Raw genomic sequence first — 19,695 nt, 5'->3', positions numbered from 1 at the left:
CCCCGCGCGCCCGCCTTGCATGATCACGCTCGGCGGGGGCAGCGCGGCCGACCGGTCAGATCTCGTCGAGCAGGTCCGCGACGGAGTTGACGATCCGAGACGGGCGGTACGGGTAGCGCTCCGCCTCGGTACGGCTGCTGATCCCGGTCAGCACCAGGATCGTCTCCAGCCCGGCCTCCAGGCCACACAGGATGTCGGTGTCCATCCGGTCCCCGATCATCGCGGTGCTCTCCGAGTGCGCGTTGATCGTGTTGAGGGCCGAGCGCATCATCATCGGGTTGGGCTTGCCGACGAAGTACGGCTCCACCCCGGTGGCCTTGGAGATCATGGCGGCGACCGAGCCGGCGGCGGGCAGGGCGCCCTCCACGGACGGGCCGGTCACGTCGGGGTTGGTGCAGATGAACCGGGCCCCGTCGTTGATCAGGCGGACCGCCTTGGTGATCGCCTCGAAGCTGTAGGTGCGCGTCTCGCCGAGCACCACGTAGTCCGGGGCGAAGTCGGTGAGCACGTAGCCGACGGCGTGCAGGGCCGTGGTCAGACCGGCCTCACCGATGACGTACGCGGTGCCGCCCGGCCGCTGGTCGGCGAGGAACTGGCCGGTGGCCAGGGCGGACGACCAGATCGACTCCTCCGGCACGTCCAGTCCCATCCGGCTGAGCCGGGCGGTCAGGTCGCGTGGGGTGTAGATGGAGTTGTTGGTCAGCACCAGGAACGGCTTGCCGGAGGCGCGCATCCGGTTGATGAACTCCGGCGCGCCGGGCACCGGCTGGCCCTCGTGCACCAGCACGCCGTCCATGTCGGTCAGCCAACTCTGCACGGGCTTACGGTCATGCATCGGTGCCCCCAGCAGGCGTCGGGCGACGGGTCGGTACGCAGCAGACGGTCGGGCAGGTGTCCCACATCGGCAGCTCGCCGAGGCGGCGGCGCAGTTGCGCGCCGTCCGGGTCGGTCCGTTCGGTGACCAGTTCCCGCACCATGGCCACGAAGCGCGGGTCGACGCCGGGGGTGGCGGCCCGGACGAAGTCCAGGCCGAGTTGCTTGGCCGTCTCCAGTGCCTCGGTGTCCAGGTCCCACACGACCTCGAGGTGGTCGGAGACGAACCCGATCGGGCTGACCACCACGCCGGTGGTGCCGCCCTGGGCGAGGGTGGCGAGGTGGTCGTTCACGTCCGGCTCCAGCCACGGCACCTGCGGTGGGCCGGAGCGGCTCTGCCAGACGAGGTCGTACTCCAGGTCCGGTGCGGCGGCCTCGGCCACGAGCCGGGCGGTCTCGCGGAGCTGCGCCTCGTACCGGCCGCCGTGCGGCCCGGCGTTGGCCGCCATCGAGGTGGGGATGGAGTGGGCGGTGAAGACGAGCCGGGTGGTGGCCCGCAACGCCGGGTCGAGCTGGCCCAGGGCCGCCCGGACCGCGTCGACGTGCGGCTCGACGAAGCCGGGGTGGTCCCAGAACTGACGCAGTTTCTCGATCACCGGGGCGTCCGGGCCGACGGCGGCGCGGGCGGCGGCGATGTCCTCCTGGTACTGCCGGCAGGACGAGTAGCCGCCGTACGCGCTGGTGACGAAGGCCAACGCCCGGGTGACCCCGTCGTCGCGCATCCGGGTGACGGTGTCGGCGAGCATCGGGTCCCAGTTGCGGTTGCCCCAGTAGACCGGCAGGTCGATGCCGTTCGCGGCGAAGTCGGCCCGGACGGCGGCCAGCAGGTCCCGGCACTGCTGGTTGATCGGGGACACCCCACCGAAGTGCTGGTAGTGCTCGGCGACCTCGGCCAGCCGCTCGGGCGGCACACCTCGGCCGCGGGTCACGTTCTGCAGGAACGGCATCACGTCCTCGGGCCGCTCCGGCCCACCGAAGGACACCAGCACCACCGCGTCGTACGACATGGTGTCATTCTCGCCCCTCGGCCCGGACGTGCCGGCGACGCCCCCTGGTCCGGACGCGTGGATCACGCGGACGGCGACCAGGGGGCGTCGCGGGGAGCGTCAGGCGCCGATGGCGTGGTAGCCGCCGTCGACGTGCACGATCTCACCGGTGGTGGCGGGGAACCAGTCGGAGAGCAGCGCCAGGCAGGCCTTCGCGGCGGGCTCCTGGTCGGTGAGGCTCCAGCCCAGCGGGGCACGCTCGGTCCAGGCGTCCTCGAACTGGTCGAAGCCGGGGATCGACTTCGCGGCGATGGTGCGCAGCGGCCCGGCGGCGACCAGGTTGCTGCGGATGCCCTGCTTGCCCAGGTGCAGCGCCAGGTAGCGGGACGCCGACTCCAGGCCGGCCTTGGCCACGCCCATCCAGTCGTAGACCGGCCACGCCTTCGTCGCGTCGAAGGTCAGGCCGACCACCGCGCCGCCCGGCGACATCAGCGGCAGCGCCGCCATCGCGAGGGACTTGTACGAGAAGGTGGAGACGTGCAGGGCGGTGGCCACGTCCTCCCACGGCGCGTCGAGGAAGCCGCCGCCGAGGCAGCTCTGCGGGGCGAAACCGATCGAGTGCACGACACCGTCGAGGCCGTCGACGTGCTCGCGGACCCGGTCGGCGAGGCTGGCCAGGTGCTCGGTGTTGGTGACGTCGACCTCGATCACCGGGGCCGGCTCGGGCAGCCGCTTGGCGATCCGCTCGACCAGGGAGAGCCGACCGAAGCCGGTGAGCACGACCTGCGCACCGTTCTCCTGGGCGAGCTTCGCCACCGAGAAGGCGATCGAGGCGTCGGTGATGACACCGGTGACGAGCAGCCGCTTACCGGCGAGCAGTCCGGACATCCGGGGGTTCCTCCGTACGTAGATGGGGGGTCAGTGGCCCATGCCGAGGCCGCCGTCGACCGGGATCACGGCGCCGGAGACGTACCCGGCGCTGTCGGACGCCAGCCAGGTGACCACCCCGGCGACCTCGTCCGGACTGGCCATCCGGCCGGCCGGGATCGACTTGCGGATCTCCGCCTTGCGGTCCTCGGACAGGCCCGAGGTCATGTCGGTGTCGATGAAGCCGGGCGCCACCACGTTCGCGGTGATGTTGCGGCTGCCCAGTTCCCGGGTGATCGAGCGGGCCACGCCGACCAGGCCGGCCTTGCTGGCGGCGTAGTTGACCTGCCCGGCACCACCGGCGAGACCGACCACCGACGAGATGAAGATCATACGGCCCCACTTGGCGCGGAGCATCTTGCCGGAGGCGCGCTTGGCCACCCGGAACGCGCCGGTGAGGTTGGTGTCGACCACACCGGTGAACTGCTCCTCGGTCATCCGCAGCAGCAGCGTGTCGGCGGTCATGCCGGCGTTGGCGACCAGTACCTCGACCGGGCCCAGCTCGGCCTCGACGGCGTCGAACGCGGCGTCGACGGAGGCGGCGTCGGTGACGTCGGCGCGTACGCCGAACAGCCCCTCGGGTGCGTCGCCGCTGCGGTGGGTGACCGCCACCCGGTCGCCCTGCTTGGCGAAGGCCTGCGCGACGGCGAGGCCGATCCCCCGGTTGCCCCCGGTCACCAGCACGGTACGGGCCACTGTTCCCCCTTGCTCAGCTGATCTCAGTCGCAGGCGAGCCTAGGCGTTACCCACAGGTAAGCGCTAACGGGAGTCGCGTGTCACACCGGGGTACGACACCGGGATCAACCCCTGGTGGCACGCCTCGTGGCGAGGTCGGCACGTAGCCTCCGGGTGGTGAACCGGCGACCGATCACCCTGGCCCTCGTAGGCCTCCGGCAGACCCTGTGGGGCCGCGACGCCCCGCCCGGTCGGCACCTGTTGGCGCGGTGGCCCGGCCCGGCCCGGTACGCCGCCCCGGTCGGCCTGCTGGCCGCCCTCGGCCTCTTCCTGATCACGTTGACCGTGGAGAGCGAGTGGGGCCTGCCGCTGCCGGTCGCGCTGCTGTTCTCGGCGATGACCGTGGCGCCACTGCTGGCGCTGCCCCGGCGTCCGCTGCTGGCGTGGCGGCTGACGGTGCTGGCCCTGCTGACCTGCACGTTCAACGCGCCCGCCGACCGGTCCTGGCCGTGGACACCACCGCTGGCGCTCGGGTCGGTGGCGGTGCTGGCGGTGGTCGTCACGCGGGTCGACCGGCCGGTGCTGGCCTGGGTGGTGGCGATCAGCACGGTGCCGGTGTTCACGCTGGTCCACCCCGACAACCGGGTGCCTGTCCTGCTGCTGATCGGCGCGTTGGCGATCGTCGGGGACCTGATCCGGCGCAACCGGCTGTCCCGCCGGGAGCTGGCCGTGCAGACCGAGCGCAACGAGCGGGAGCAGGAACGCCGGGCGGTGCTGGAGGAACGCACCCGGATCGCCCGGGAGATGCACGACGTGGTGGCCCACCACATGTCGCTGATCGCGGTGCAGGCGGAGACGGCCCCGTACCGGCTGACGGGCGTGCCGGCCCCGACGGCTGACGAGTTCGTGGCCATCGCCGCCTCGGCCCGCGACGCGCTGACCGACATGCGGCGACTGTTGGGGGTGCTGCGCAGCGAGACGACCGGGCCGGAGACCGCGCCGCAGCCGGACCTGACCGACCTGGGCACGATGGTCGACACGGCACGCCGGGCCGGGCTGCCGGTCACAGTGGACGCCGGGCCGGCGGACGACGGGCGGGTGCCCGCGCCGGTCGGGCTGGCTGCCTACCGCATCGTGCAGGAAGGGCTGGCCAACGCGGCCCGGCACGCGCCCGGCGCCGCGGTGCGGGTCACCGTCCGCGTCGGTCCTTGCGGTCTGACGGTACGCGTCGAGAACTCCCCGGCCGACGCCCCGCCGACTGCCGCCGGCGATCCCGGACACGGTCTGACCGGTATGCGGGAGCGGGCCACCTCACTGGGCGGTACGTTCACCGCCGGGCCGCTGCCCGACGGAGGTTACGCGGTGGCAGCCGAGTTGCCGTACGACGCGGAGAGCGGGGACCGATGATCCGGGTGTTGATCGCCGACGACCAGGCGATGGTTCGACAGGGTTTCGGCGCGCTGCTCGCCGCCCAACCGGACCTGCTGGTGGTGGGGGACGCCGCCGACGGCGCGCAGGCCGTCACCGCCGCCCGCCACCTCGACCCGGACGTGGTGCTGATGGACGTGCGGATGCCGGTCATGGACGGGCTGGAGGCCACCCGCAAGCTGCTCGGTGACCGCTCGGCGCAGCGACCCCGGGTGCTCATCCTCACCACGTTCGACCTGGACGACTACGTGTACGAGGCGCTGCGCGCCGGGGCCAGCGGGTTCCTGCTCAAGGACGCTCCGGCGGCCGATCTGGTGCAGGCGGTGCGGGTGGTGGCGGCCGGGGACGCGCTGCTCGCCCCGGCGGTGACCCGCCGGTTGATCGCCGAGTTCGCGGCCCGACCGGAGCGCCGCCGTCCGCGCCCCACCGACCTGGCCGGGCTCACTCCGCGCGAGACCGAGGTGCTGCGGTTGATCGCCCGGGGCCGCAACAACACGGAGATCGCCGCCGACCTGGTGGTGGCCGAACAGACGGTGAAGACGCACGTCGGGCGGATCCTGGCGAAGCTGGGGCTGCGCGACCGGGCCCAGGCGGTGGTGCTGGCGTACGAGACGGGTCTGGTGGCCGCCGGGGAGTAGCCCCGGGGAGCCAGTCCACAGACGGCTCCCCGGGATGACGACCGAGCGCCGGCCGTGCACGCACTCTCCCTCCGGACGACATTCCGGAGGGAGAACTGATGCGACGACGAGGTGCCGGTCGGGTGGCGGTGGCCGCGCTGCTGGGCGTGAACCTGGTCCTGCCGACCCGACCCGAGCCGGTCGCGGCGGCGGGGTTCGTCGAGGCGTACCCCGTCACGGCGGCGGCGATGCGCGCGGCCGGCCCCCCGTACGCGGACTGGGCGGCCGACGGACGCCGGTTCTTGACGTTCGACACGCGTGGCGACGGCCGCGCGGTGGAGGTGTTCGGCGACCTGGCCGGCGCGGATCGGATCGCGGTGCTGGTGCCGGGGGTGGGGAGCACCCTGGCCGACTTCGACAGGGGGTTGGGCGGGGTGGCTCGCCGCGCGCCGGCGGTGCAGGCCGGGCGGCTCTACCGGGAGCTGGTGGCGACCGCGCCGACGGCGCGGGTGGCGGTGCTGGCCTGGCTGGGTTACGACCCGCCGGACGGGGTGCTGACCGCCGCCGGTGGCGGCAGCGCCCGGCGCGGCGCGGCCGGGTTGGTCGTGCTGCTGCGGAAACTGGCCGCTCGACGTCCGGCGGCGACGATCACGCTGGTCGGGCACAGCTACGGGGCGCTGGTGGTGTCGCTGGCGGCGGCCGACGCCCCCGCCCAGGTCACCGATGTGGTCACCCTCGGCGGTGTCGGTGCCGGGGTGCAGCACGCGGACGATCTGCCCGGTCGGCGGCGGTTCTGGGCGGCGGAGGCGCCGACCGACTGGATCCGCCGGGTGCCGTCGGTGCGACTGCTCGGCCTGGGTTTCGGCCGCCGTCCGGGTGACGAGGCGTTCGGCGCGCGCCCCCTGCCGGTGGGCGGGGTGGCCGGGCACGACGGTTACCTCGTGTCCGGCAGCGCCACGCTGGTCGCGGCGGCGACGGTGGTGCTCGGCGGCTCCGACGCGGGGGTGCTCGGCACCGTTGCCGGTCGGGGCGGGGACGCCCGGTGAGCCGGGACCGTGCCGTCGACGCGTTGCGGGCGTACGCGATCGGCGGGGTGGTGCTGGGGCACTGGTTGGTGACCGGACTGGTGCTGACCGATGACGGTGGGCTGCACCAGGCCAGCCCTCTGACGGCCCTACCCGGCCTGGCCCCGGTGACCTGGGTGTTGCAGACGCTCGGGCTGTTCTTCTTCACCGCCGGTTTCGGGTCGACCCGGTCGTTGGCGAGCCATCGGGGACGCGCGGGCGGCTGGCTGGCCCGTCGGCTGCGCCGGCTGCTGTTGCCGACGGTGGCGCTGCTCGGGGTGGGCGCGGCGGTGCTGCTCGCCGCCACCGTCGCCGGGACCTCGGACGACATGCTCTCCGTCGCGCTCCGACTCGCGGTCAGTCCACTGTGGTTTCTGGTGCCGCTGGTGTTCCTGGTGGCGGTGACCAGCCCACTGCGCGCCGCCGTACAACGTTGGGGGGTGGCCCGGGTCGTCGCCCCGGCGGTGGCGGTGGTCGCGGCGGTCGACCTGGCCGTGCGCCTGCTACCGGCCGGCACCGACCTGCCACCGGTCACCGTGCTGGCGGCCTGGTCGGTGCCGTACCTGCTCGGGGTGGCGCACGCCGACGGGCGGTTGGGCGACGGGCGGGTGGCCGGCACGCTGGCGGCGGGTGGGGCCGCCGCGCTCGGGGCGTTGCTGGCGCTGGGATATCCGGTGAGCGCGGTCGGGGTGCCCGGGGCCGGGGTGTCCAACCTGAACCCGCCGTCGCTGCTGGCGGTGGCGCTGGCGGTCACCCAGGTCGGGTTGGGTCTGCTGGAGCGGCCGACGCTGGAGCGGCTGCTGACCCGGCCGCTACCGGGCCGAGCGGTGTCAAGGGTGAACCGGCAGGCGGTCCGGATCTACCTGTGGCATCAGCCGGTCCTGGTGACGGTGACCGCGCTCACCGCGCGCGGCGGGCTGACCCTGCCGGGGCTGCACACCGCACCGGACAGCACGGGCTGGGTGTTGGCGCGGTTCGGCTGGCTTCCGCTGCTGGCCGCGGTGCTGGTGACCGTGGTGCGGACCGGCCGACCACGGGCACCGCGACGCCCGGGTGGTGGAGGGGTTTCTGGCCGGTCGGCCGAGTACGCCCCGGCGGCGTCGCCGGTGTACGATCATCGACGTTCCGGCCGGCCCGACTTGCAGGAGGTGATCGCTGTGCGAGATAGCGATCCTCCCAGTCGTGGCCGGGCCGATGGTCAGTCCCGCTGAGCCACGACTCAGTCCGGTGAGCTGACCCCGCTTCGCTCCCGACCACCTCGGTCCACGCCGAGGTGTGTGCCGCGCCGCCCGACTCCGGGTGGTCGCCGGGAGCTGCCCGGTCACGACTTCGTGTGCGCGTCCCCACCCCCTGCGGTCCGCCCCCGCATCGCGGACCGTCCTGCCGCCACCCGGAGCCGTCCATGAGCCGCTACGTCGCCCCGCTGGGCTTCACCCTCGCCGCCGTCTGGGTGGCCGTCGTCTTCGTCCTGGCCGGCGGCGGTCACTGACCGGCTGTTCACTCGTGTCGGTCGTCCGCTACGGACGGCCGGCGGCGCTGCCCGCCGCCGGCCCACCGCTGCCCGCCGCCAGCCCACCGCTCAGAGCATCCGGGACGACCAGAGCAGGCTGAGGGCACCGGCGCAGAGCGCCAGCAGCAGCGCTATCCCCGCGTACCACTGGGTCACCTCGCGCGGCTCCGTGCGGAACCCGATCGAGCTGCCCATGTCCTGGTAGACCTGCTTCAGCTCACTCACCGTCGCCGCCTCGTAGAAGTAGCCCTCGGTGGTCTCGGCCAGGTCGGCGAGCGCCAACCGGTCCACCGGCACCCGCTGCAACTGCCCGCCGATGTCGACCTGACCGGTGTCGGTGCCGAACGCGATGGTGGAGACCGGGACGTTGGCGGCCTGCGCGGCTGCCGCCGCCTCCTCCACCGCACGCCCGGAGGTGCGGAAACCGTCCGAGAGCAGCACGATCCGGGCCGGCGGGATGCCCGCCGCGCCGTCGGCCGGCACCGATCGGATCGCCTCCAGGCAGGTGAACACCGCCTCGCCGGTCGCCGTCGCCTCGGCCAGCACCAGCCCGTCGATGGCACTCGTCACCGCGTCCCGGTCCTTACCCGGCGGCACCAGCACGTTCGCCGCCTTGGCGAACGACACCAGGCCCAGGTTGTAGCTCTCCGGCAGCTCCCCGACGAACTGCTTGGCCGCCTCCTGGGCCGCCTCCAACCGGTTCGGCGCCACGTCGTCGGCCTGCATCGACAACGACACGTCGATGGCGAGCATCACGGTGGCCCGCTCCAGCGGCTCCTTGGTGTCCACCGCCGGCCGGGCCAACGCGGTGGCCAGCACCAGCAGGCAGAGCAGGAACGCGGTCGCCGGGACGTGCCGACGCCAGCCCAGCCCCTTCGGCGCCACCGTCCGCAGCAGGTCCACGTTGGTGAACCGCATCGCGTACGCCCGGCGGTGCAGCTGCCGCCAGATGTAGAACGCGGCGAGCGCGAGCACCGGCAGCACGGCCAGCAGCCACCACGGTTGCATGAAACGGATCATCGTGTCGTCCCCCTGGTGCGGGCGTGCCGCTGCGCGGCCACGAATCGCACCATGTCCAGCAGCCAGTCTCGGTCGGTACGCAGGCGCAGGTGGGCCGCGCCGGCGCCGCGCAGGGCGGCGGCGATCGTGGCGCGTTGGGCGGCGGCGGCGTCGGCGTAGCGCTGCCGCAGCCGAGGGTCGCCGGTCTGCACCTCGTGCAGCTCGCCGCTCTCCGGGTCGACCACGGGCAGCACGCCCACGTCGGGCAGTTCCAGCTCACGCGGGTCGACCACCTCGATCGCCAGCACGTCGTGGCGGACCCGCAGTTTGCGCAACGGCCGGGCCCACTGCTCGGGCGGCGCGAGGAAGTCCGAGACCACCACTACCACCCCGCGCCGTCGAGGCGGGCGGTTGAGCATCTCGATCAGGGCACCCAGGTCACCACGGCCGGGTTGGATGGTGGTGCCGGCGACGGTACGCAGCAGACCCTGCGCCTCCTTGCGACCCGAGCGGGCCGGCAGACGGGTGAGCACTCCCGGCCCGGCCGGCGGCGGTGCGCTCCGCCGGCGTCGGGCCGGCACGGGAGCGCCGCCACCGGTGCCGATCACGGCGCCGATCCGGTTGCCACCGCGTACGGTCAGGTGGGTGATGGCCGCCGCCGCGGCGACCACCACCTCGCGTTTGAGCCACTGCCCGGTGCCGAAGTCCAGGCTGGCGGAGAGGTCCAGCGCCAGCCAGGTCTCCAACTCCCGGTCGGCCACCGTACGCCGCACGTGCGGGGTGGTGGTCCGGGCGGTGACCGGCCAGTCCATCCGGCGCACGTCGTCGCCGGGGCGGTACTCCCGGGACTCCCCCGCCTCGCTGCCCGGCCCGGGGAGCAGACCGGCGTAGTCGCCCTGCAGCAGACCGTCGAGCTTGCGGGTGACCAGCAGTTGAAGCCGGGACAGCACGGCCTCACTCCGGTCGGCGAGGGGGGCGGGACGAGGGGTGGGTGAGGTCACGGGCGCTGCCCGGGCCAGCCGGCGCCCGGCGGGGGCACGCTCGACGTCGGGGTGGCCTGCTGCCGGGGCGCGACAGCCGGCAGGGGAATCGTCGACATCACCCGGTGCACGATGTGGTCGGCGGGCACGTCGTCGGCGAGCGCGTCGTAGCTGAGCACCAACCGGTGCCGCAGGATGTCCGGCGCGATGTCCTGCACGTCCTGCGGCAACGCGTAGTCGCGCCCCCGCAGCAGCGCCAACGCGCGGGTGGCCCGGACCAGGCCCAGGGAGGCGCGCGGGCTGGCACCGTACTGGATCAACTGCGCGACGTCGGGCATGCCGTGCTCGGCCGGGGCGCGGGTGGCCAACACCAGCCGCACCGCGTAGTCGACCAGGGCGTTGTGCACGAAGACCTGGTCGGCCTTGCGTTGCAGGGCCATCAGCTCCGGGGTGTCGAACACCGCGACCGGCTCCGGCGGTGCCACGCCCATCCGGTAGACGATCTCCCGTTCCTCCGCGTCGGTCGGGTAACCCACCACGATCTTCATGAGGAACCGGTCGCGCTGCGCCTCCGGCAGCGGGTAGACGCCCTCCTGCTCGATCGGGTTCTGGGTGGCCATGACCAGGAACGGGTCGGGCACCCGGTGGCTCTCCCCACCGATGGACACCTGCCGCTCGCTCATCACCTCGAGCAGCGCGGACTGCACCTTCGCCGGGGCCCGGTTGATTTCGTCGGCGAGCAGGAAGTTGACGAAGACCGGGCCCAGCTCGACGTCGAACTTCTCGCTCGACTGCCGGTAGATCCGGGTGCCCATGATGTCGGCCGGCACCAGGTCCGGGGTGAACTGCACGCGGGCGAAGGACCCGCCGACGACGGTGGCGAGGGTCTCCACGGCCAGGGTCTTGGCGACCCCGGGCACCCCTTCGAGCAGGCAGTGACCACGGGCGAGCAGCGCGACGAACATCCGCTCGACCATCCGGTCCTGCCCGACGATCACGCGTTTGATCTCGAACAGCGCCTTCTCCAGCAGGGTGGCGTCCTGCGCGGGTGTGGTCACCGGCGCGGGCGTCTGTGGTGCCGCCCCGTTCGGCGTCGGGGCGTCGGGCATGGTCGGCTGGGCCACCGGTCCTCCACAGCATCATTCGGTCGTCGCGGCTGGTGCGGTATCAAGACTCGCATGCCTTGCTGAGTGTCGAGGTGGGGAGAACCCGATTTTCGCCGCGCCGTCCCCGGCGGCCGAACCGCGCAACGCGGGTGTGCACGGATCGGCCCGCCGCGTGTACGATTCATCCCGTCGCCGGGCGGCTCCCCCCGTGGTCGCCCGGCGCTCAAACTTCCCGTCCCGCGCCCTAGACTGGCCGGGATGAGCATCCCCTCCCCCGCCGACGAAGCCCTGGTCTGTTCGGCCCGGGGTTGCCGGGCCGCCGCGGTCTGGGCCCTGAAGTGGAACAATCCCCGGCTGCACGACGCCGACCGGCGCAAGACCTGGCTGGCCTGCGCCGAGCACCGGGGCAGCCTCGGTGACTTCCTGGACGCCCGGGGCTTCCTGCGTGCCGTCACTCCGGTGCCCGGATCGCCTACGCTCGACACGTGAGCGGCGACCCACCGGCTTCCCCCGGCCCCACCTCCCCGTCCCGGCCGCCCACCCCGGCCTCCGCACCACCCGGTGTCGACCCACCGCCCGGCGCGTTCCCGGCACCGGGCACGCTCGGCCCGGAGCCCGTCGCGCCCGACGCCTCGTGGCCCGCGCCGCTGCCGCCGGGCGCGCTGCCGCCGCCTGGTCACCGCCCGACGCCCGACGCCGACCAGCGCGCACCCGACCTGCCCGCACCCGGGCTCCTGCCGGCCGCTCCTCTGCCGCCGTTGGGGCGGGGGCCGCTGGATCCCTGGCCGAGCACCGTCAACTGGCAGCCGATCTCCACCGACCTGATCTGGGTGGAGCTGATCCGGTTGGCGGTCGTGGTCGCCATCGGGCTGGCCGTGACGGCGGTGGGCTGGGCCCTCAGCGGCCACTGGTTGTTCGGGCTCGCCGTCGCCGTCGTCGCGCTGCTCGGCGGCTGGCGAGCCATCGCGATCGTCCGGGCGGTGCGCGCCTGGGGGTACGCCGAACGGGAGAACGACCTGCTGGTCCGGCACGGGCTCCTGGTCCGGCGGCTCTCCATCGTTCCGTACTCGCGAATGCAGTTCGTCGACGTCAGCGCCGGGCCGTTGGAGCGCGCCTTCGACCTGGCCACCGTGCAGTTGCACACGGCTGCGGCGGCGAGCGACGCCCGGGTGCCCGGGCTGCGGCCGGCGGAGGCGTCCCGGCTGCGCGACCGGCTCACCGCGCTCGGCGAGGACCGGGCGGAGGGCCTGTGAGCGCGAGGAGTGAGCCGGGGTTGCGAGCCCCGCAGTCGCTAGGGCCGCAGTCGCGAGGACCGGCGCGATGAGCGACGGGCCCGCCGAGCCGAGCACCGTGCCGCCGGCCAGCCCGACGCCGCACGTGCCGATGCCACCGGACGCGTCGGCCCCGTGGCCGGTGCCGGCGGGCGGTGGCGACGGCGAGCCCCGGCAGCGGCTGCACCCGCTCAGTCCGGTCCTGCACGGTGCCAAGTCACTGGTCGTGGTGATCGCCGGGTTGTCCTGGTCGACGCTGTCCCGTGTGGGCTTCGGTTGGTTCGCCGCCATGGTGGCGGTGCTGGCGCTGGGCGCGACGGTGTTGTCGGTGGTGAGTTGGTACAACACCGGCTACCACGTGGTCGGCCGCGAACTCCGGGTGCACGAGGGCCTGCTCTGGCGTCGTACCCGGGCCATTCCGTTGGAGCGTCTGCAGGCCGTCGAGGTGGTGCGGCCACTGCTCGCCCAGCTCACCGGCCTGGCCGAGCTGCGGCTGGAGGTGGTCGGTGGCGGCAAGACGGAGGCGCCCCTGGCGTACCTCGGGGTGGCCGACGCGGCCCGGCTGCGCGACCGGCTGCTGGCGTTGGCCGGGCGGGTGGCGCAGGCACCGGCACCGGAGCCGGCGGACGCGACGTCCGCGGTGACCCCGGGAGCGCCCGCGCCGACGGTCGCCGCGCCGGGCCGGCCACTGCACGCGGTACGCAACGAGAGTCTGCTGATCAGTCAACTACTCACACCGCAGGCGTTCCTGCTCCCGTTCGGTGTGGCGTTCGTCGTGATCCAGTTCCTCACCGCGGGGTCGTGGTCGTTCGTCGCGGTGGCGAGCACGCTGACCGCGATGGCCGGTGTGCTGCTGCAACCGGTGCGCCGGGTGCTCGACGACTGGAACTTCCGGCTGGCCCGCGACGGCGGCACGTTGCGGGTGCACAACGGCCTGCTGGAGACGCGCTCGCAGACCGTACCGCTGGCCCGGGTGCAGACCGTGCGCGCCACCTGGCCGCTGCTGTGGCGGGTCAACGGTTGGCTGCGGCTGCGCCTGGAGGTGGCCGGGTTCTCCGTCGCGGAGGCCGACGATCGCAACCGACCCGACCGGCTGCTGCCGGTCGGTGACCTGCCGACCGCGACGATGATCGTCGCGGAGGTGCTTCCGGGGGTACGCCTCGACGCCCTGACGCTGAGCCCTCCGCCGGCCCGGACGCGGTGGTTGCACCCGCTGGGCCGTCGCGCCCTCGGTGCGGGGTTGTTCGAGGAGGTGTTCGCCACTCGCTCCGGGCGGCTCACCCGCCAGTTGGTGATCGTGCCGTACGCCCGTATCCAGAGCGTGCGGGTGGTGCAGGGGCCGATCCAGCGCCGCCTCGGGTTGGCCTCGGTGCACGCGGACACCGCCGGCGGTTCCGGTGCCACGGCCCAGGACCGCGACCTGGCCGAAGCCTGGGCCCTGGCCGCCGACCTGACCCACCGAGCCCACCAAGCCCACCACCGCCCCTAAACCCACCCCTCCCCCCCCACCCACCCACCCACCCACCCACCCCCACCCAACCGCCCATCCACCCGCCCACCCGCCCACCCGGGTTGATCATGACGTTGTCCCCCCCGACAGCCGACCGGAAGGCCGACAACGTCATGATCAACGCGACGCCGCACCCGGCACCCCCGCGCTACCGGTGTTGATCAAGAGGTTTGCGTCAGGGATCGGGGGTGGGGTGACGCAAACGTCTTGATCAACACGGGCACGGGGGCGGGGCCGGGCGCAGGGACAGGGGCAGGGACATGGGCGGGGGCGGGGGCGGGGGCGGGGGCGGGGGCAGCAGGGGCGGGGGCAGGGCGGGGGCGCCGGGGGTCAGTGGTCGGCGGGGACTTGGGGGGTTGTGCTGGGGGTGGTGGGTGTGCGGGGGGACGGGGGTTCGGTGGGTGGTGTCTCGGGGTCGTCCGTCAGCTCGGGGGGCGGTGGGGTTCCGGCCTTCGGGTGACGGGCCCGCCAGGCGGCCCAGCCCCGCTCGGCCAGGCCGACCACCAGGAAGGTCAACCCCACGTACGCCCAGCCGACCAGCACGTCGATCACGTAGTGCTCACCCGAGTAGACCAGGGTGAAGGTCATCGCCAACGGGTACGCGAGCAGCAGCGGCCACCAGCGGCGGCGGGTGCCGGCGAGGAAGAACAGGACCACGAACAGCGCCCACGCGGTGTGCAGCGACGGCATCGCGGCGACCGGGTTGGAGGCGATCTGACCGGCGTTGAGGACGTTGCCGGCGCCGTGCATGCCGAACGCCTTCCAGCCCCGGGTGGAGATCCGGGCGACCTCGGTGAGCAGCCCGTTCTGCGCGGCCCACCAGGGCGGGGCGGCCGGGTAGAGGAAGTAGGTGACCAGGCCGGCGGCGCAGAGGAAACCCCAGCGCCGCATGTACGCGGCCCAGCGGTGCCGGTCGCGCAGCCAGAGCACCGCGGCGGCGGCGAGCGCCACCACGAAGTGGGAGAAGTACACCCAGCTCGCCGCGATGTCCCACCAGTGCACCTGCGGGTGGTAGAGGTGCTGCTGCAACCAGACGGTGGGCACCTCCCCGCCGGTGGCCCAGCCGAACATGAACCGGTCGGCGACGATCAACTCCATCGCGTGCGGGGTGGCCCCGTTGTCGGCGAACCCCCGGGAGAGGTTGTAGACGACGAACAGCAGCACCACCGGCACCCAGTCTCGGGCGAAGCGCAGGTGGCTGCGCCACGGCCGCTCGCTGTTCCAGGCGATCGTCGCCGCCCAGATCCAGACGAAGGCGTACGCGGGGTCGGTGGGCAGCCCGATGGCCAGCCACGCGGCGACGAAGGTGACCGCCCAGACGGTCATGGCGACGACGCGCCGACGACCACCGTCCGGGGACGCGGGCGGGTCGGTCCGGGCGGGGGGCTGGGGGTCAGTCACGACGGCCATCGCCGTCAAGGTTAACGACGGGTACGGCATCGACCGACGGGGACCACCCGGCGGGGCCGCGCACAGGTGGGAGACGGTGGGCGTCGGGATCCCCGGGGGCGTGCTCGACGGGCTCGGTGAGCACCTAGGCTGACGACCATGCAGGAGCAGCCCGAGCCGGCCTTCGCGCCGGGTCTGACCGCCCAGGTCGAGTTGACAGTCACCGACGCGGACACCGCCCGGGCGGTGGGTTCGGGGGACGTACCGGTGCTGGGCACTCCCCGGGTCCTCGCGCTCGTCGAGGCGGCGACCGTCGCGGCGACGGCGACCGGGATGCCGCCCGGGTCGACGAGCGTGGGCACCCGGGTCGAGTTGGAACACCTGGCGCCGACCGTGGTCGGCCGGACGGTCCGGGCGCAGGCCCTGCTGGCGACTGTCGACGGTCGGCGGCTGTCGTTCGAGGTCACGGTCAGCGACGGGGACCAGACGGTGGCTCGGGGCCGGGTCGACCGGATCATGGTGGACCGGCACCGTTTCGTCGAACGCGCCGGGCGGGTGTCGTGACCGCCGGTTTCGTCGAGGTCGCCGACCGGGTGTACGTGCGACGCGAGCCGATGCTGCGGGTCAACGTCACCCTGGTCGTGGGCGACGACGAGGCCCTGCTGGTGGACACGCTCTCGTCGGCCGCGCAGGCCAGCGACCTGGCCGCCGCCGTCCGGGCGGTCACCGACCGACCGTTGACGCTCGTCAACACCCACCACCACTACGACCACTGCTTCGGCAACGCCGTCCTGGCGGGCGAGCCACCCCGCCCGGTGTACGCGCACGAGCTGGCCGTCGCGGCCCTGCGCGACGAGCCGGAGCGGCTGCGCCGGGAGGCGTACGAGGAGGTGCGCACGGAGCACCCGACGCTCGCCGCCCAGCTGGCCGACACGCCCCTGCTCGCCCCGACGCACGCCGTGCAGACGGAGACGACGCTCGACCTGGGTGGCCGGCGGGTGCTGCTGCGGCACCCGGGCCGGGGGCACACCGAGGCCGATCTGGTGGTGCACGTGCCGGACGCCGACGTGCTGGTGGCCGGTGACCTCGTGGAGCAGAGCGGCCCGCCCGCCTTCGAGGACTCGTACCCCCTGAAGTGGCCGGACGCGGTCGCGGACCTGTTGCGGCTGACCACCGCGCACACGACGGTGGTGCCGGGTCACGGTGACCCGGTGGACGTCGACTTCGTCCGCGCCCAGCACGCCGAGCTGGCCAGGTTGGCCTGGCTGATCCGGGCCGCGCACACCGGCAGCGCCCCGGCGGAGCGGGTGGCCGCCGAGGCGCCCTTCGGTGCGCGCGCCGCCCTGATCGCCGCCCGGCGCGGCTACCTGGAACTCGACGGCGAGAGCTGACCCGCGGCCCGCCCGGAGCGGCGGGTCAGCTCACCTGCCTATGCCGAGGTACGCCGCCACTGCTGCTGGTTGCCGGTGCCGCACGTCCACTGCACGACGCGGGCACCGTCGGTGGTGGCGGCGTTGAGGACGTCCAGGCACTTGCCGCTGTGTCGGGCGACGAGCTGCACGTAGCCCGTGCCGAGGTCCTGCACGCGCCACTGTTGGTTGGTGCCGCCGTTGCAGGTCCACTGGGTCACCCGGACCCCGTCGGCGGTGGCGCCCGCGCCGCCGTACACGTCGAGGCACTTGCCGCTGTGCACGCTGACCACCGTCTGGTAGCCGCCGCCCACGTCCTGGAACCGCCACCGCTGGTTGGCCTGGCCGTTCGCGGCCCACTGGACCACGTCGGCGCCGTCGGTGGTCGCGTTGTTCGACACGTCCAGCAGTTTGCCGCTGTGCCGTGCCGTGAGGGTGGACGTGGTCGGCACCGGCACCGTGGTCTCCGGCGCGAGCCGGTAGAGCCCGGCGCCGTGGGCCGGAAGCGTGCGGGTGAAGGTGCCACTCGTCGTGCCGAGGGCCGCACCGGACCAGAGGTCTGTCGCGCCGGCGGATCCGATGCCCAGGTCGGCCAGGTTGACCGACACGGGGGCCGCGCTGCTCTCCCGGTTGAAGAGGGCGACGTACCGGTGGTCGCTGCCGGGCACGTCGGCGGTCCACACCTGCCGGGTACCGCCGGTGAGTTGACGGTTGTTCGTGCTGTTCTGGTCGACGGCCAGCACCGCCGCGTTGGTCATCAACGCCAACTCGGAGGCGCGGTTCTCGACCAGGTTGCCGCCCCACATCAACGGCGCCCGGTTGATCACCCACAGCGACATCAGGGTGCGTTGTTCGTCCGCCGTCAGGTTGGAGTAGCGCGGCGATCCGACCGGTCCGTACTTGGAGAGCCGACCGATCGGGATCATGTCCGGGTCGGGCCAGGCGCCGGTGGCGCGGTACGGGGTCCAGTTGCGGAGTTGGTCGAAGAGGGCGTCCACCGACGACCAGTTGTCCCACAGGTCGTTGACGATGCGCCACATGTGCGCGTTGTTCTGCACGTGTGGCCCGCTGGCCAGCGGGGTCGCGCCGGGCGACAGGCTCAGCACCATCGGCCGGCCGCTGCGCTGGATGGCGGTGCGGTACCCCTCGACCTCCGACTGCCGGTACGTCGGCGCGGCGATGTCGTCCACCTTCACGAAGTCGACCCCCCAGGACGCCAGCAGCTGGAACACCGAGTCCAGGTAGCTCTGGGCGCAGGGGTTGGACATGTTGAGGCCCCACATCAGGTTGAGCCAGTTCGCCGTGGTGCTGTTGTTGATCTGGTTGGCGCGGCAGTTCGTGCCGAGGATCGGGACGTTGTCGGCGACGGCCTGGCGGGGGATGCCGCGCATCAGGTGGACGCCGAACTTCAGCCCCTGCGCGTGGACGTAGTCGGCGAGGGGCTTGAACCCGTTGTCACCGGCGGCGGAGGGGAACCGGGTGGTGTCCGGTAGCAGCCGCCCGTTGGCGTCCATCCGGAGCCGGGGTTGCAGGTTGGCGTCCTGGTTGGGGCTGTTGTTGTGTTGACCGGGGTAGTACCACGCCCAGTCGATCACCACGTACTGCCAGCCGAACTGCCGCAGGTTGGTGGCCATGTAGTCGGCGTTGGCCCGGACGTCGGCCTCGGTGACCCTCCAGTTGAACGAGTCGTAGCTGTTCCAGCCCATCGGTGGGGTGTCGGCCACGTCGTTGTCCCAGGCGAGCGCCCGTTCGGGCGGGCTGACGAAGATGCCTCCCACGGCCACGAGCAGCATGATCAGCAGGGCCGCGACGGGGCGGAACGACGGAGGTACCAGGACTGGTGACATCGAAGCCTCCGGCGAGAGCGCAGGGATGTTTCCATCGCAAGGCCTCGATGTTAACGCTCACATGAAGGAGGCGTCAAGACGGCGCGCTCCCGCTGAGGACTCAGCCGAAGCGGCGCTCCACGTCGGCACGCGTGGGCATGGCGGTGGCGCCACCCGGTGACTCACAGACCAGGCCGGCGACCCGCAGCGCGAACCCGACCCGCTCCACCCACCCGTCCGGGGTGACCGGCTCCCCGGCGACGAGCAGATCGGCGATCAACGCGGCCATCACCGAGTCACCCGCGCCGGTGGCGTCGATCGCCTCGACAGTCGGGGCCGGCACCCGGACCGGGTCGGCGTCGGCGGCAGCCAGCACCGCACCGGCCGCGCCGAGCGTCAGCACCACCGTGGAGGCACCCAGCTCGCGCAGGTACGCCGCGACCCCCTCGACCGGTTCACCCGGGTAGAGCAGCCCGGCGTCGGCGGCGCTCAGCTTGACCAGGTGCGCGCCGGCGGCGAACTCGGCCACCACCTCGCGCAGCCCCTCCAGCGCGGTCGGCCCGTCCAACAGCCGGGGGCGCACGTTCGGGTCGAAGACCCGCAGACCCGTGGCGAGCGACCAGGCGCGTCGGGCGGCGGCGAGCGCGCCGGGTTGCAGGAGCACGATCGAGCCGCAGTAGAGCACGTCCGCGCCCTCCAGCAACGCGAGATCCAGGTCGTCGGGGCCGAGCAGCCCGTAGGAGGCCGGCTCGCCGTAGAAGCGGAAGTCCGGTTCCGGTCCGGCGTACGTGACCACCGCGAGCGTGGTCGGCGCCGGCACCGTGACCGCACCGGCCACTCCGACGTCCACAGCGCTCAGGAAGGCGCGGATCCGACCACCCAGCACGTCGTCGCCGAGCGAGCCGACAAACTGCGCCGCGCCGCCGAGGCGCGCCACACCGACGGCCACGTTGAGTGGCCCACCGCCGATCGCCTGCCGGTAGACCCGCTCACCGTCGCGCTCGCTGTCGAGCAGGTCGACCAGCGCCTCGCCGAGCACCACCGCGTATCCCATGCCGGTCCTCTCGTCCTCGCCACCCGCCACCGACCCACGTACGCCGAACCGATCGCCGTGGCACCAGGCTG

The 19,695-nt window shown here is 73.3% G+C and carries 20 protein-coding genes; 10 read left to right on the top strand and 10 right to left on the bottom strand.

From position 1 onward, the window contains the following. Positions 1 to 55: 55 nt before the first annotated feature. From GA0070612_RS16010 to fabG, 4 genes are all read right to left on the bottom strand, one after another. On the bottom strand, positions 56 to 835 hold the full coding sequence (locus GA0070612_RS16010) for an HAD-IIA family hydrolase (RefSeq protein WP_088988620.1): 780 nt from the start codon (positions 833 to 835) through the stop codon (positions 56 to 58). Continuing rightward, positions 828 to 1,880 (bottom strand): ferrochelatase, encoded by a 1,053-nt coding sequence (locus tag GA0070612_RS16005; protein WP_088988619.1) that lies wholly within the window; start codon positions 1,878 to 1,880, stop codon positions 828 to 830. Before GA0070612_RS16005 ends, GA0070612_RS16010 begins: the two co-directional genes overlap by 8 nt. A 99-nt stretch (positions 1,881 to 1,979) precedes the next feature. Continuing rightward, positions 1,980 to 2,747, bottom strand: a complete 768-nt coding sequence (gene fabI, locus GA0070612_RS16000) for an enoyl-ACP reductase FabI (RefSeq protein WP_088988618.1) — start codon at positions 2,745 to 2,747, stop codon at positions 1,980 to 1,982. A 30-nt stretch (positions 2,748 to 2,777) separates the two neighbouring features. Beyond that, the gene (gene fabG / locus GA0070612_RS15995; protein WP_088988617.1) at positions 2,778 to 3,482 is read right to left on the bottom strand and encodes a 3-oxoacyl-ACP reductase FabG; all 705 of its coding nucleotides are present in this window, start codon (positions 3,480 to 3,482) and stop codon (positions 2,778 to 2,780) included. A 156-nt stretch (positions 3,483 to 3,638) separates the two neighbouring features. Between fabG and GA0070612_RS15990 the strand changes: the two genes are divergently transcribed. The 5 genes from GA0070612_RS15990 (at position 3,639) to GA0070612_RS31860 (ending at position 8,059) form a co-directional block, all read left to right on the top strand. Further along, positions 3,639 to 4,868 (top strand): sensor histidine kinase, encoded by a 1,230-nt coding sequence (locus tag GA0070612_RS15990; protein ID WP_157742489.1) that lies wholly within the window; start codon positions 3,639 to 3,641, stop codon positions 4,866 to 4,868. Further along, the gene (locus GA0070612_RS15985) at positions 4,865 to 5,527 is read left to right on the top strand and encodes a response regulator (protein WP_088988615.1); all 663 of its coding nucleotides are present in this window, start codon (positions 4,865 to 4,867) and stop codon (positions 5,525 to 5,527) included. The genes GA0070612_RS15990 and GA0070612_RS15985 overlap by 4 nt, the downstream gene beginning before the upstream one ends. Before the next feature lie 98 nt (positions 5,528 to 5,625). Then, positions 5,626 to 6,552, top strand: a complete 927-nt coding sequence (locus GA0070612_RS15980) for an alpha/beta hydrolase (RefSeq protein ID WP_088988614.1) — start codon at positions 5,626 to 5,628, stop codon at positions 6,550 to 6,552. Next, entirely contained in the window at positions 6,549 to 7,781 is a 1,233-nt protein-coding gene (locus GA0070612_RS15975; protein ID WP_088988613.1) for an acyltransferase family protein, read from the top strand. The genes GA0070612_RS15980 and GA0070612_RS15975 overlap by 4 nt, the downstream gene beginning before the upstream one ends. Positions 7,782 to 7,903: 122 nt before the next feature. Then, a complete protein-coding gene (locus tag GA0070612_RS31860) occupies positions 7,904 to 8,059 on the top strand; it encodes a hypothetical protein (RefSeq protein ID WP_167393634.1) in 156 nt (51 codons plus the stop codon). Between the two features lie 90 nt (positions 8,060 to 8,149). Here the strand turns inward: GA0070612_RS31860 and GA0070612_RS15970 are convergent, their stop codons facing one another. From GA0070612_RS15970 to GA0070612_RS15960, 3 genes are read right to left on the bottom strand one after another with little or no spacing between them, the layout of a single operon-like run. Then, positions 8,150 to 9,100 carry a VWA domain-containing protein gene (locus tag GA0070612_RS15970; protein WP_088988612.1) on the bottom strand — a complete coding sequence of 317 codons (951 nt, stop codon included), beginning with the start codon at positions 9,098 to 9,100 and terminating at the stop codon, positions 8,150 to 8,152. Then, entirely contained in the window at positions 9,097 to 10,098 is a 1,002-nt protein-coding gene (locus tag GA0070612_RS15965; protein WP_088991539.1) for a DUF58 domain-containing protein, read from the bottom strand. The genes GA0070612_RS15970 and GA0070612_RS15965 overlap by 4 nt, the downstream gene beginning before the upstream one ends. Continuing rightward, on the bottom strand, positions 10,077 to 11,183 hold the full coding sequence (locus GA0070612_RS15960; protein WP_088988611.1) for an AAA family ATPase: 1,107 nt from the start codon (positions 11,181 to 11,183) through the stop codon (positions 10,077 to 10,079). The genes GA0070612_RS15965 and GA0070612_RS15960 overlap by 22 nt, the downstream gene beginning before the upstream one ends. Before the next feature lie 240 nt (positions 11,184 to 11,423). Here GA0070612_RS15960 and GA0070612_RS15955 point away from each other — a divergent pair, with 240 nt between their 5' ends. The 3 genes from GA0070612_RS15955 (at position 11,424) to GA0070612_RS15945 (ending at position 13,925) form a co-directional block, all read left to right on the top strand. After that, on the top strand, positions 11,424 to 11,654 hold the full coding sequence (locus tag GA0070612_RS15955) for a hypothetical protein (protein WP_088988610.1): 231 nt from the start codon (positions 11,424 to 11,426) through the stop codon (positions 11,652 to 11,654). A 227-nt stretch (positions 11,655 to 11,881) separates the two neighbouring features. Beyond that, complete coding sequence (locus GA0070612_RS15950) at positions 11,882 to 12,418, top strand: PH domain-containing protein (protein ID WP_088991538.1); 537 nt, start codon at positions 11,882 to 11,884, stop codon at positions 12,416 to 12,418. 130 nt (positions 12,419 to 12,548) lie between these two features. After that, positions 12,549 to 13,925, top strand: a complete 1,377-nt coding sequence (locus tag GA0070612_RS15945; protein ID WP_197699439.1) for a PH domain-containing protein — start codon at positions 12,549 to 12,551, stop codon at positions 13,923 to 13,925. Positions 13,926 to 14,276: 351 nt separating this feature from the next. On the opposite strand, the gene GA0070612_RS15935 is transcribed toward GA0070612_RS15945, so the two are convergent. Beyond that, positions 14,277 to 15,356, bottom strand: a complete 1,080-nt coding sequence (locus GA0070612_RS15935) for a phosphatase PAP2 family protein (protein WP_088988608.1) — start codon at positions 15,354 to 15,356, stop codon at positions 14,277 to 14,279. A 138-nt stretch (positions 15,357 to 15,494) separates the two neighbouring features. Between GA0070612_RS15935 and GA0070612_RS15930 the strand changes: the two genes are divergently transcribed. Continuing rightward, positions 15,495 to 15,899, top strand: a complete 405-nt coding sequence (locus GA0070612_RS15930; RefSeq protein WP_088988607.1) for a thioesterase family protein — start codon at positions 15,495 to 15,497, stop codon at positions 15,897 to 15,899. Next, entirely contained in the window at positions 15,896 to 16,726 is an 831-nt protein-coding gene (locus GA0070612_RS15925; RefSeq protein ID WP_088988606.1) for an MBL fold metallo-hydrolase, read from the top strand. Before GA0070612_RS15930 ends, GA0070612_RS15925 begins: the two co-directional genes overlap by 4 nt. 38 nt (positions 16,727 to 16,764) lie before the next feature. Here the strand turns inward: GA0070612_RS15925 and GA0070612_RS15920 are convergent, their stop codons facing one another. Continuing rightward, a complete protein-coding gene (locus GA0070612_RS15920) occupies positions 16,765 to 18,591 on the bottom strand; it encodes an alpha-galactosidase (RefSeq protein ID WP_088988605.1) in 1,827 nt (608 codons plus the stop codon). Between the two features lie 100 nt (positions 18,592 to 18,691). Next, positions 18,692 to 19,624, bottom strand: coding sequence for a PfkB family carbohydrate kinase (locus GA0070612_RS15915; protein WP_088988604.1), 933 nt, complete (start codon positions 19,622 to 19,624; stop codon positions 18,692 to 18,694). Between the last annotated feature and the right edge of the window lie 71 nt (positions 19,625 to 19,695).

It is taken from the genome of Micromonospora chokoriensis, assembly GCF_900091505.1.
Lineage (GTDB): Bacteria > Actinomycetota > Actinomycetes > Mycobacteriales > Micromonosporaceae > Micromonospora > Micromonospora chokoriensis.
This window is presented reverse-complemented; position numbering and strand designations above follow the sequence as displayed.

Excerpts from the sequence above, each read along its gene's own strand:
- GA0070612_RS15930 (WP_088988607.1), top strand. The coding sequence starts at position 15,495 with ATGCAGGAGCAGCCCGAGCCGGCCTTCGCGCCGGGTCTGACCGCCCAG.
- GA0070612_RS15955 (WP_088988610.1), top strand. The coding sequence starts at position 11,424 with ATGAGCATCCCCTCCCCCGCCGACGAAGCCCTGGTCTGTTCGGCCCGG.
- GA0070612_RS15945 (WP_197699439.1), top strand. The coding sequence starts at position 12,549 with ATGCCACCGGACGCGTCGGCCCCGTGGCCGGTGCCGGCGGGCGGTGGC.
- GA0070612_RS16005 (WP_088988619.1), bottom strand. The coding sequence starts at position 1,880 with ATGTCGTACGACGCGGTGGTGCTGGTGTCCTTCGGTGGGCCGGAGCGG.
- GA0070612_RS15980 (WP_088988614.1), top strand. The coding sequence starts at position 5,626 with ATGCGACGACGAGGTGCCGGTCGGGTGGCGGTGGCCGCGCTGCTGGGC.
- GA0070612_RS16010 (WP_088988620.1), bottom strand. The coding sequence starts at position 835 with ATGCATGACCGTAAGCCCGTGCAGAGTTGGCTGACCGACATGGACGGC.
- GA0070612_RS15970 (WP_088988612.1), bottom strand. The coding sequence starts at position 9,100 with ATGATCCGTTTCATGCAACCGTGGTGGCTGCTGGCCGTGCTGCCGGTG.
- GA0070612_RS15935 (WP_088988608.1), bottom strand. The coding sequence starts at position 15,356 with ATGGCCGTCGTGACTGACCCCCAGCCCCCCGCCCGGACCGACCCGCCC.
- GA0070612_RS15915 (WP_088988604.1), bottom strand. The coding sequence starts at position 19,624 with ATGGGATACGCGGTGGTGCTCGGCGAGGCGCTGGTCGACCTGCTCGAC.
- GA0070612_RS15985 (WP_088988615.1), top strand. The coding sequence starts at position 4,865 with ATGATCCGGGTGTTGATCGCCGACGACCAGGCGATGGTTCGACAGGGT.
- fabI (WP_088988618.1), bottom strand. The coding sequence starts at position 2,747 with ATGTCCGGACTGCTCGCCGGTAAGCGGCTGCTCGTCACCGGTGTCATC.
- GA0070612_RS15920 (WP_088988605.1), bottom strand. The coding sequence starts at position 18,591 with ATGTCACCAGTCCTGGTACCTCCGTCGTTCCGCCCCGTCGCGGCCCTG.